Source organism: Thomasclavelia sp. (assembly GCF_017889095.1).
Classification (GTDB): Bacteria; Bacillota_I; Bacilli_A; order Erysipelotrichales; family Coprobacillaceae; genus Thomasclavelia.
In genome coordinates, this window is the sequence record NZ_JAGHEW010000016.1 from 24,155 (window position 1) to 35,669 (window position 11,515).

An 11,515-nucleotide genomic window follows, 5' to 3' on the forward strand; every position below is an offset into this window, starting at 1 on the left:
ATAAATTTGGTATATTAGAAGCATAATTTATAGGAGGCAATGACTATGAAAAAAATAGCTGTTTTAGCAGATAGTGGATGTCAATTTCCAATTGGTTCATTAGAAGACCAGGGAATCTATATTGTCCCATTGACAGTTACAATGGGTGAACAAACATATCTTGATTTACAGGAAATTAGTGCTGAAGAGGTTTTTAGACGAATGGAAAGAACTGGAGAGATGGTATTAACTTCACAACCATCAACAGGTTCGATTCAAGGAGCAGTTCACAAAATCAAAGAAGCCGGTTATGACCATATTATTGCATTACCGATTGCAACGGGATTATCATCAACTTTAAACGGGATGAAATTGGCTTGTGATATGGTTAAAATTCCTGTTACTTTAATTGATACGAAAGCAACGGCTAGTAATCAGCGCTATTTAATTAGAGTCGCTAAAAAATTAATTGATGATGGTAAAAGTGTTGAGGAAATAGAAAAAATCTTAACTTCTTTAGTTGAAGATTCTGGAACGTTGATCATGGTACCTAACTTAGATCATTTAAAAAAAGGTGGTCGAATCACTCCCGCAGTAGCAATTTTAGGGAATTTATTAAAAATTGTGCCAGTAATGAAACTAAATTATAAACTAGGTGGCAAGATTGATACTTTTGATAAAGTAAGAACGATTAAAAAAGCTAATTTACGAATCATTGATCATTTGGTTAATGACTGTCATGTAAATAATAAAGACTATATTATTGCCATTGAACATGTTTTGGTTGATGAATTAGCTAACCAGATGAAACAAGAGTTGATCAAACGAATCGGTGAATGTTATATTACTGTAAGAGAATTACCGGCAGTTGTTGGAGCTCATATGGGTGTTGGCGGTGTTGGCTATCAATTTATTCGAAAATATGAGGGCTTATCATGGAACGAATAACTAGTTTTTGTGTCGACCATACCAAATTAACACCAGGTGTTTATGTTTCTCGTGTCGATGATAATTTAACGACTTTCGATCTTCGAATGACGACGCCTAACCTGGAGCCAGCTTTAAAACCTGAAGCAGCACATACAATTGAACATATTGGGGCAACTTTACTTCGTATGGTGTATATAAAGATAAAATTATCTATTTTGGTCCCATGGGCTGTATGACGGGATTTTATTTAATTACTAAAGATTTATCATTAGAATTTGTAATTGAGTTAGTTAAAGATACTTTTAAGCAAATTGCCATTTGGGATGGAGAAATTCCTGGTGCTTTTAAAGAAGAGTGCGGTAATTATACTTACATGGATCTAACAGGGGCAAAAAAAGCTGCCCAGCATTATTTAAACGCTAAATGGCAGCATCAATATCATTATTTATAACTGTAAGCAATGCTTGCAGTTTTTTATTCTTGATTAATCAAAGCACTAATTTGATCATAAATCATACTTTCTTGATTTTTATCACACATGACAATAATACTATCACCGCTTTTTAAATAAGTTTGACCACGCGGGATAAACTCATTACCATCACGCTGTAAAGAAACAATTAAACATTGTGGTGGCCAATTAATTTCTTTTAAGCAATGGTTTTGCAAAGGACTATTGTTTACAATCATAAAATCAAGCAATACCTTTTCGCCAACGCCTTTAGGAATTGGAAAATTGCGTTTTTTAATTAAGTTTTCTAGTAAACTTTCATAAATCGGTTTGGCTTTTAAAAGATCAGCAACAATATAACTTACAATCGTTACTAATGTTAGTGATAGTAAATGGTTTAATGAACCCGTCATTTCAAAAATTAAAATAATTCCTGTTACTGGAGCTCTTACAATTGCCGTAAAATAACCAGCCATCGCTAATAAAACAAAGTTGTTGATGTAACTGGCATCTAAGCCTAAATATAAATGTGCTAAATTACCAAATAATCCGCCAATTAAACAGCCAATTACTAATAATGGAAAGAAAATTCCACCCGGTGCTCCTGAACCAAAACTGATTTGAGCAAACAAAAATTTACCAATTAAAAAGATAATAATTAAACTAACACTTAATTTACCTTCAGTTAATAAATCAACTAAAGTATCCCCGTTACCAATTAATTCTGGTACTGTAAATCCCAAAATTCCCGCTAACATAAACGGTATTAACAGCTGTTTAAAAGTTGATAGATTAAATCGTTGATATAATCCTTGAATAAATAATAAAGATTTATTGTAGAAAGCCCCTAAGATTCCTAAAACAACTCCTAAAATAAGCAGCATCCAATAATATTGGGTAGGTAATACGGCTTGAATATTAAAGGAAAATACTGGCTCCATTCCTAAAATCTGAGTCATTAGATAATCAGCGGTAATTGATGAAGTCATAACGGCAATTAATAATGGTGCTGAAAAGTGCTTATGAATTTCTTCTAAGGCAAACATAACACCAGCTAAAGGAGCATGGAAAGCAGCCGCTAATCCGGCACTGGCACCACAGGTTAATAAATAACGTTCTTCGGTTTTACTGCGCTTTAAAATTCGTCCCACTCCTTTTCCACTCATGGCTCCTAACTGGATTGATGGACCTTCGCGACCTAAAGCTAGTCCCGCTAGACTTGATAGAAAACCACCGACAAATTTACATAGTAATACCCGATACCAGTTAGCATCAATCTTACCACTTAATTCCCCTTCAAGCTGTGGGATACCACTGCCAGAAATTAATGGCTCCAGATTTAATAGTTTAGAAACAATTTTAGCGATAATCACTAAAACAACAAACCAGATAGCAACTAAGATAATTGAGTTTTTACAAAACGCTAAAATATCTAATAATAACGAAGCGCTTTTAGATAAAGCAATTCGATAGGCAATAACGATTCCCCCGGCTACAATTCCAGCCAATAACCCCTCAAATAATAAAATTAATTTAAATTGTTTTGAATCTAATAATTTTGTTAAAGTCTTTTTCATAAAATTCCCCATTTCAAAAACATTATAAATCGAAATATGGCGATTAGTAAAGAATGTTTTATTTTAATTATGACAAAAATAAGGTACAATTATAGTGGTGATAGAAATGGCAAAACGATTAGATGCAATTGAAACTGTTGTTGAAGTATTTAACGAAGCAATGGCAGTTCAAGAAATATATTTAAGGAAAAGTAAATTTAAAGAATTATCAATGAGTGAAACACATGTTTTAGATGCGGTTGATAAAGTTAAGATTCCTTCAATGAGCAATGTGGCCAAAGAATTGCATATAACTTTAGGAACTTTAACGACTGCTGTAAAAAAGATCATTGAAAAAGGTTTTTTAATCAAAAAACGTTCTTCAGAAGATCAGCGCGTATTTTTATTAGAATTAACAGATAAGGGCAAAGAAGCATTAGTGATTCATGAACAGTTTCATCATGAATTAGCGAAGATCTATAAAGCTTCAATTCCTGATGAACAAATAGATTGGGTCTTTACAACTTTAAAAAAGATCAAAAAAGATCTGGAAAAATTTAAACAAGAATTAGAAAAGAAATAAAACCAGGCGGGGCCTGGTTTTCATTATGTTTATAAATATCATTAGTGGAAAAAACGAGTTCGTGTGTGATATTTTGAAGTAATCAAATGATCAATTTGATTACTGGCCATAACCACGATAGCAAGCGATCTGGGGTGAAAAGAAGCAATTAAATTTGCACAAGTCATGATCGTATTACCCGAGGTAATAACGTCATCAAAAATAATTACATCTTGATTAAATAAGCGTTTGCCATCTTTGATCTTGATAACATCCTTAACTAATTTACGGTTAGTTTGACTAGTTTGTTTATAATTACTAGTTTTATATAAACCAGTAAATATATTATTACTAAAACTAGTAACGATCATTTCATTAGGATTAAAACCACGTCGTAAATTGTCCTGGTCACTGCTAGGAACCGTGACAATTATATGACGCCGATATTTGGTTTTAAAATGATAAAAAGGATTTAAGAAAGCATCTTTTAAAGCGTAGTCATCTTGACCTTTATATTGAAATAATAGTTGTTTAAAAAAGTCGTTGTAGTAATATAAAATAGTCAAAGGATAACCGTTAAATAGATGAGTCTGATTATAAATTTCAAATTGGTTAAGGCAGTTAAAACATAATGTACTATGGTGACAAAAATGATAGAAACTAGGTGTTTTAGCGATTTCTTCAAAACAAATTAAGCATTGTCTTGTTTTAGAGTTTGAATGCATCGTTTAATCGCTTTAGTTTTATAAGGGGTAAAAATACTAATCGTGCCACTAGGATGATTGATCTTTCTACCCACACGACCGCAAATTTGAATCAAAGTATCCCGATTAAAAATCCGATTATTTCCATATAATATAATTACTTGAACATTATCAATAGTAATCCCTCTTTCTAGAATCGTAGTTGTAATAATCGCATCAAGCTTGCCTTGTTTTAAAGCAGTTAAAGTTAAATCAATATTAGTACTTTGAGAACTGCAGTCTTGGCATTTAATTTTGGCTAAACGCATGATCTTAGTGACCTTTTTAGTTAAAAGAATGCTAGGAACAAAAACAATCGTTGGTTTTCCTTGGCGATGATGGGATTTAATTTTGAGCATTGTGATTAAATAGCTAAGCCAAGTTGGCGTTAGATAACATTTAGGAATGTCTAATAAATAACCATGATAGCGTTTTGTCATTAACAAATCAGGCTGATTAGTTAAAGTTGCCGACATATAGATATAGTTACCTTTAATACTATTTTCTAATATGCCTTGCAAAACATCGTTATTGGCATAAGGGAAGGCATCTAGTTCATCTAAGATCAATAAATCAAAAGTTTGATGATAACGATATAACTGATGGGTCGTACAAATAATAAACTGCCCATTAGTTTTGTTACAATGACCACCATAAACACTAGTGATTTCAATGTTTTGAAACTGGCTTTCAATACGTTTAGCTAGCTCAACGACAAGTTCTTTTCTGGGTGTCGTAAAACAGACACAGTGACCTTGATTTAAAGCATATTTGATCACTTCATAAGTTATTTCTGTCTTACCGGCACCACAGACGGCTTTTAAACTAGTATTTAGGTGTTGTTGATAACGCAGTAATAATTGTTTCGAAATTTCTAGTTGTAATGACGTTAGCTGGTAGTCTAAGTGATAATCAATTTTTTTAATAGGCTGGTTAAATTGATTCTGGACTACTACTTTCTTACCAATTTTAATACATTTACGACAGTATGTTATTTGCTTAAAAGTATAGAAATATTGAGGATCTTGATTCTTACATCTAGGACAAATCATCTTATATCACCCACCTATATTGTACCGCAAAATAAGGGGATTTTGGTCTCAAATTGGTGATAAATTTTTCTCATGATTGTCTTAAAAAAGTTTCGCTAAATAAAAATAAAAAAAACTTGATTTAAACAATCTTTTCTTTATTTTGATAAAAATGTCGACAAAAATTAACAGGGTTTTTATTAATATTTTTTTTGTCGATTGAAATTGTTTTATCTTTTAATTCTTTAGTCATATACTAGAAATGACCAAAGGATGAAGGGGTGAATTAAATGCAAGGAAAAGTAAAATGGTTTAATGCGGAAAAAGGTTTTGGATTTATTGATCGTGGTGATGGCAAAGACGTGTTTGTTCATTATAGCCAGATCTTACAAGATGGTTACAAAACTTTAAATGAAGGTGAATTAGTTGAATTTGAACTGTATCAAAGTAAACGAGGGATGCAAGCGAAACATGTAGTTAAAATTTAGATATGATAATAAAGCCAATATCGTAATTAATATTGGCTTTTATTAATATTTTTTAAGATTGTCTTAAGATAAAATTTACTTCTTATTTAGAAATAAAAATGCACTAGGGTACTTAGTTCACTTAGGGGTTTAAATTAATAACTTTAAATGTTATAATACGATAGACAAATAGTAAGGAGTGTTGTAATGCATGGCAAGTAGAAAAGAACAAATTCGTAAAGAATTAAAAAAGAAACAAGAAAAAGCCGGATTAAATCCTGATGCGGTAAAAAATATTGTCGATTTGAATGATCAAGTCGGTGAAGATATAAAAGTAGAAGATTTTCAAGGTGTTTATAGCGGTGAAGTAATTCCTTTTAATACAACTCCCCATTCAACTAAAAAAAGTTTAGTTGGAAAAATAAAAGGAATCTTTGATGATGAAAGAAAACAGTTAAAGAAATTAGATAAGATGGCTGATGAAATTATGAGCTTAGAGTCTAAATATCAGGCTATGAGTGATGAAGAATTAGCTAATCAAACTAATATTTTCAAAGATGCTTTAGCTGATGGGAAGACTTTGGATGATATTTTAATTGATGCCTATGCAACGGTGCGGGAAGCCGCTTATCGTAAATTAGGTTTAAAAGCGTTTAAAGTTCAGCTTATGGGTGCCATTACTTTACATGATGGTGATATTGCGGAAATGAAAACTGGTGAAGGGAAAACTTTAACATCAATTTTCCCAGTTTATTTAAATGCCTTAAATGGTAATGGGGTTCATGTTGTTACTGTCAATGATTACTTAGCTGGTCGTGATGCTACAAACAATGGTTTAGTTTATAATTTTTTAGGACTTACTGTCGGGTTAAATAAACGTGAATTGACACCAGCTCAAAAACAGGCAGCTCATGGCTGTGATATTACGTATACGACTAATGCGGAATTAGGATTTGATTATTTACGTGATAACATGGTTACGCGTTTAGAAGATAAAGTATTAGTTAAAGGATTAAATTTTGCTTTAGTCGATGAGGTAGACTCAATTTTAATTGATGAATCAAGAACACCATTAATTATTTCTGGTGGTCGTAAAAATACTGCTGCTTTATATTTACAAGCGGATAAATTTGTTAAGTCATTAAAAGCTGATGTTGACTATGAAGTTGATATTGAAAGTAAAACTGTTGCTTTAACAGCTAGCGGGATTGCTAAAGCAGAAAAAGGATTTAAGTTAAATAACTTATATGATCCACAACATACATCGTTAGTTCATCGTATTAATCAAGCTTTAAAAGCTAATTATGTAATGACTCGTGATGTTGAATATATGATTGCAACTGAAGACGGCAGTCGTGATATTAATAACGCTAAAATTATGATCATCGATCAGTTTACGGGTCGGGTTATGCCAGGAAGAGCGTATTCAGATGGTTTACATCAAGCCATTGAAGCTAAAGAAGGAGTTCCAATTAAAGAAGAAACGGAAACTCGAGCTACAATTACGTACCAAAATTTCTTTAGATTATTTAATAAATTAGCGGGGATGACAGGTACTGCCAAAACGGAAGAAGAAGAATTTAGATTAATTTATAACATGCGTGTAATTGAAATTCCGACAAACCGTCCAGTTATCCGTGATGATCGCAATGATAAGATCTATTCAACTAAAGTTAATAAATATAAAGCATTATGCGATGAAGTAGTAGCTCGTAATTCTTATGGACAGCCAATTCTAATTGGTACTGTATCGGTAGAAACTTCAGAAGTATTATCAAAGATGTTGAATCGTCGAAAAATTAGACATAATGTTTTAAATGCTAAAAACCATGCCAAAGAAGCTGAAATTATTGAAAAAGCTGGACAACGCGGAGCTGTTACAATTGCTACCAACATGGCTGGTCGTGGTACCGACATTAAATTAGGTGAAGGTGTCGCTGAAATTGGCGGGTTGGCCGTAATCGGTTCTGAACGTCATGAATCACGTCGTATTGACAATCAGTTAAGAGGTCGTTCAGGTCGTCAGGGAGATCCAGGATATTCAGTCTTCTACGTTTCTTTTGAAGATGAATTGATGGAACGTTTTGCTGGGGCAAGATTAAGTTCTTTTAAGGATTATTTAGAAGATGATCAGGCAATTGAAAATAAAATGGTTACTAAAGCTATTGAAAGTGCGCAAAAACGAGTTGAAGGACAAAACTTTGATGCTCGTAAACATATTTTGGAATACGATGATGTAATGCGTCAACAGCGTGAAATCATGTATAAAGAACGTGATGACATTATGTCAGAAGCTAGTTTAGATGAAATTATTAAAGGAATGTTCAATCAGGCCATTGAAATGACAGTCCGTCAATATACTAAACATGATGGTAAAGTAGAAACAGTTGATGTTGCTGGTGTGGTTGAATTTGTTGCTAAAAATTATATGTTATTAGTTGAAGTAAATGCTAATAATTGTGAGTCGTTAGAACATGACCCTAAAAAATTAATTGAAACATTAACAGATTTAGTTTTCAATCAATACATTAGTCGCTTTAATAAAGATTTACCGCCAGAAAAGAAATTACAGTATGAAAGAAGCATTCTTTTAGGTGTAATTGATTATACTTGGATCAACCATATTGATGCCATGACTAAGTTACGTAATGGTATCTATTTAAGAGCTTATGCCCAAAAAGATCCTTTAGCTGAATATACTGAAGAAGCATTCTATATGTTTGAACAGATGACTAGCAGTATCGCTGATACTATTTCTCGAAATATCGTGCATATGGGTGTTCGTCCTGGTAGTGAAGCTGAACAAAAAATTCCTCATTTAAAAATGGAATTAACATTTAAGTAATGGAATTATATGAAATTAAAAATGGGCTTAATAAAGCCCATTTATTAATAAGTGAGTTTTATCAGTCAATCGATATTGAAGCTTATCGCCGTGAGATTGAAGGACTTACTGTAATTACGTTGCAAGAGGGATTTTGGGATGATGCTAATAAGGCTAAAGGAATTTATGATAAATTAAATCGGATGAAAAAAACGGTTGATCAATATGATTTATTAAAGCAAAAAGAAGATGAATTAAATGAAACTTATGAATTAGTAAAAAATACTGATGATAAGGAATTTATGGAAATCTTAGAAAGTGATTATTTAACTTTCGCAAAAGATTTAGATGAATTTGAAAAGATGATGTTATTATCAAATGAACATGATAATTTAAATGCTATCATGGAAATTCATCCTGGCGCTGGGGGAACTGAAAGTCAGGATTGGGCGGATATGTTATTTAGAATGTATCAGCGTTATAGTGCAAATAAAGGCTGGAAGGTTGAAGTGCTTGATTATTTGGATGGTGATGTTGCCGGGATTAAATCGGTAACGATGTTAATTAAAGGTGAAAATGCTTATGGGCATTTAAAAGCGGAAAAAGGAGTTCATCGTTTAGTTAGATTATCACCATTTGATTCAGCTAAACGAAGACATACATCATTTGCATCGGTAGATGTAATGCCAGAATTTAATGATGAAATAGAAATCGAAATTGCTAGCAGTGATCTTAGAATTGACACTTATCGATCTAGCGGGGCTGGAGGACAGCACATTAATAAAACTGATTCAGCGGTGCGCATCACTCATATACCGACTGGTACGGTCGTGACTTGTCAAAGTCAAAGAAGTCAGATTCAAAACCGGGAACAGGCAATGATCATGCTTAAAAGCAAGCTGTATCAATTAATGCTGGAAAAACAGGCAAGTAAATTGCAAGAATTAAAGGGGGAACAAAAAGAAATAGCCTGGGGTAGTCAAATTAGATCGTACGTGTTACACCCATATTCATTAGTTAAAGATAATCGTAGTAACTTTGAATCTAATAATCCCAAAGCTGTTTTAGATGGGGATCTTGATGATTTTATCTATGCCTATTTAAAAGCGGTATTATAAGGAGGCTGTAATGAAAAAAATATTAAATCAAACAATTGCAATAATTATTGGTAATTTTATTTTAGCGTTAGGTATTTGTGCTTTTATTACACCAGCGGGCTTAATTACTGGTGGTGCTTCGGGAATTGGGATTGCCATTAAAGCTATAACCGGTCTTAATCTTTCTTATACAGTTTATGCGATTAATATAATTATGTTTATTGTGGGGTATTTTTACTTAGGTAAAAAGTTTGCTTATGGAACATTATTAAGTACACTCATTTATCCAACATTTTTAGCAATCTTAGAAGGCTATGAGCCGCTTAGTCATATTACTAACGATATTTTATTATCATCATTATATGCTGGTTTATGTATTGGTATTGGCAGTGGACTAGTTTTTCGAGTTGGTGGCAGTACTGGGGGAATGGATATTCCACCTATGGTCTTAAATAAAAAAACGGGAATGTCATTAGCCTGGCTGATCAATATTTTTGATTGTTTAGTTTTGCTTATCCAGGTAATTGTTTGTCCAATTACCATTGAAGCAATCTTATATGGTGTTGCAGTTGTAATTGTAACAACAATCGTAATTGATCAAATGATGATGCTTGGAGAAACGAAAGTTCAGGTAACCGTAATTTCGCCTAAATGGAAAGAGATTCGACAGATTGTTTTTGAAAATATTAATCGTGGCTGCACTTTATTAAATATTACGACAGGTTATCAACAAAAAAACCAATATGCGGTAATGGCAGTAGTTTCTAAACGGGAATTGCATTTATTAAATGAAATGATCTTAGAAATTGATCCAACTGCTTTTATCATCAGTAATATTACTCATAGTGTCAAAGGACGTGGATTTACTTTACCTTCGATTGATTTATAATTAGTGTTGATTAATATCAGCACTTTTAAAATTTTAAAAGTAAGAAAATTGTAGTAAAAGAAAGATAATTAGTAGCAGATTAACTAAATAAAAAAGCAAATGATTTTATTATTTAGTTAATTATCAATAAAAGATATTCCAGCCTATTTATATAATAAAAAGCTGCATATAAATATAAAAGTGCTGTTTTAAATGAGTAGACAAAATAAAAAGAAATCGTGCTGATTTCTTTTTAGGGTTGATTATTTATCTTGATTTTTTAAATCAATATAAAAATCAACATGGCCACAATTAGGGCAATAGCAGCTTTTTAGTTCATAATTAGTCTTTTTTAAATCATCATTTTTAATGATTAATTCAAGATAACTCATGCTGGAAATGCCACTATCCTTAATAAAACAATTTGTTTTCAATTCACTTTGGCACATTGGACATATTCTTTTCATATTGTCACCTCTTTTCTTTATTGTAACAAAAATTAAGTGATAATGACAGTATTTATGCCCATATTTGTCAAAGTGTGCTATAATAACGTAGAGCAAAAAGGCTTAATGAAAATTGAATAGATGAAAACTGAATATATATTTAAGATAATGGAAAGGAGCAAGTCTAAACGGCAAAAATATGATAAAGCTTACAAATGTTACAAAAATTTATAAAACTGGTGTACGAGCCTTAAATGATGTTAATTTAACGATTGATCCTGGTGAATTTGTTTATGTTATCGGGACAACAGGATCAGGTAAATCTACTTTTATTAAGTTGTTATATCGAGAAGAAAAAGTTACTTCTGGTAGAGTTGAAGTAGCTGGGCAAGATGTTTCTAAATTAAAAAATCGCAAAGTTCCTTATTTTCGTCGCAATATTGGAGTAGTTTTTCAAAACTTTAGATTGTTGCCTAAAAAAACAGTTTTTGAAAATGTTGCTTTTGCCTTAGAAGTAATAGATACACCTAGAGCTGAAATTCGTCAGCGGGTACGGGCAAC

The 11,515-nt window shown here is 32.2% G+C and carries 13 protein-coding genes; 9 read left to right on the plus strand and 4 right to left on the minus strand.

From position 1 onward, the window contains the following. Window positions 1–45 precede the first annotated feature (45 nt). The 3 genes from J7M77_RS00805 to J7M77_RS16810 are packed head-to-tail and all read left to right on the plus strand — an operon-like array spanning window position 46 to window position 1,360. Window positions 46–927, plus strand: coding sequence for a DegV family protein (locus tag J7M77_RS00805; protein ID WP_296875049.1), 882 nt, complete (start codon window positions 46–48; stop codon window positions 925–927). Further along, complete coding sequence (locus J7M77_RS16805; RefSeq protein ID WP_367236577.1) at window positions 915–1,145, plus strand: S-ribosylhomocysteine lyase; 231 nt, start codon at window positions 915–917, stop codon at window positions 1,143–1,145. Before J7M77_RS00805 ends, J7M77_RS16805 begins: the two co-directional genes overlap by 13 nt. Next, complete coding sequence (locus J7M77_RS16810) at window positions 1,133–1,360, plus strand: S-ribosylhomocysteine lyase (RefSeq protein ID WP_367236579.1); 228 nt, start codon at window positions 1,133–1,135, stop codon at window positions 1,358–1,360. The genes J7M77_RS16805 and J7M77_RS16810 overlap by 13 nt, the downstream gene beginning before the upstream one ends. Before the next feature lie 23 nt (window positions 1,361–1,383). Here J7M77_RS16810 and J7M77_RS00815 read toward each other — a convergent pair whose 3' ends face one another. Further along, a complete protein-coding gene (locus J7M77_RS00815; protein WP_296875050.1) occupies window positions 1,384–2,937 on the minus strand; it encodes a ClC family H(+)/Cl(-) exchange transporter in 1,554 nt (517 codons plus the stop codon). 106 nt (window positions 2,938–3,043) lie between these two features. Here J7M77_RS00815 and J7M77_RS00820 point away from each other — a divergent pair, with 106 nt between their 5' ends. Further along, on the plus strand, window positions 3,044–3,499 hold the full coding sequence (locus J7M77_RS00820) for a MarR family transcriptional regulator (protein WP_296875051.1): 456 nt from the start codon (window positions 3,044–3,046) through the stop codon (window positions 3,497–3,499). A gap of 41 nt (window positions 3,500–3,540) precedes the next feature. Here the strand turns inward: J7M77_RS00820 and J7M77_RS00825 are convergent, their stop codons facing one another. Further along, a complete protein-coding gene (locus J7M77_RS00825) occupies window positions 3,541–4,203 on the minus strand; it encodes a ComF family protein (protein WP_296875053.1) in 663 nt (220 codons plus the stop codon). Continuing rightward, window positions 4,170–5,273, minus strand: coding sequence for a helicase-related protein (locus tag J7M77_RS00830; protein WP_296875054.1), 1,104 nt, complete (start codon window positions 5,271–5,273; stop codon window positions 4,170–4,172). Before J7M77_RS00830 ends, J7M77_RS00825 begins: the two co-directional genes overlap by 34 nt. Window positions 5,274–5,542: 269 nt before the next feature. Between J7M77_RS00830 and J7M77_RS00835 the strand changes: the two genes are divergently transcribed. The 4 genes from J7M77_RS00835 (at window position 5,543) to J7M77_RS00850 (ending at window position 10,529) form a co-directional block, all read left to right on the plus strand. After that, window positions 5,543–5,740, plus strand: coding sequence for a cold-shock protein (locus J7M77_RS00835; protein ID WP_296875056.1), 198 nt, complete (start codon window positions 5,543–5,545; stop codon window positions 5,738–5,740). Between the two features lie 190 nt (window positions 5,741–5,930). After that, complete coding sequence (secA, locus tag J7M77_RS00840; protein ID WP_296875057.1) at window positions 5,931–8,564, plus strand: preprotein translocase subunit SecA; 2,634 nt, start codon at window positions 5,931–5,933, stop codon at window positions 8,562–8,564. Then, on the plus strand, window positions 8,564–9,661 hold the full coding sequence (gene prfB, locus J7M77_RS00845; protein WP_296875059.1) for a peptide chain release factor 2: 1,098 nt from the start codon (window positions 8,564–8,566) through the stop codon (window positions 9,659–9,661). The genes secA and prfB overlap by 1 nt, the downstream gene beginning before the upstream one ends. Window positions 9,662–9,671: 10 nt before the next feature. Then, window positions 9,672–10,529, plus strand: coding sequence for a YitT family protein (locus tag J7M77_RS00850; RefSeq protein ID WP_296875061.1), 858 nt, complete (start codon window positions 9,672–9,674; stop codon window positions 10,527–10,529). 242 nt (window positions 10,530–10,771) lie between these two features. On the opposite strand, the gene J7M77_RS00855 is transcribed toward J7M77_RS00850, so the two are convergent. Beyond that, entirely contained in the window at window positions 10,772–10,975 is a 204-nt protein-coding gene (locus J7M77_RS00855; RefSeq protein ID WP_296875063.1) for a hypothetical protein, read from the minus strand. Between the two features lie 178 nt (window positions 10,976–11,153). Between J7M77_RS00855 and J7M77_RS00860 the strand changes: the two genes are divergently transcribed. Continuing rightward, a partial coding sequence (locus J7M77_RS00860) for a cell division ATP-binding protein FtsE (RefSeq protein ID WP_296875065.1) occupies window positions 11,154–11,515 on the plus strand: 362 nt, incomplete at its 3' end.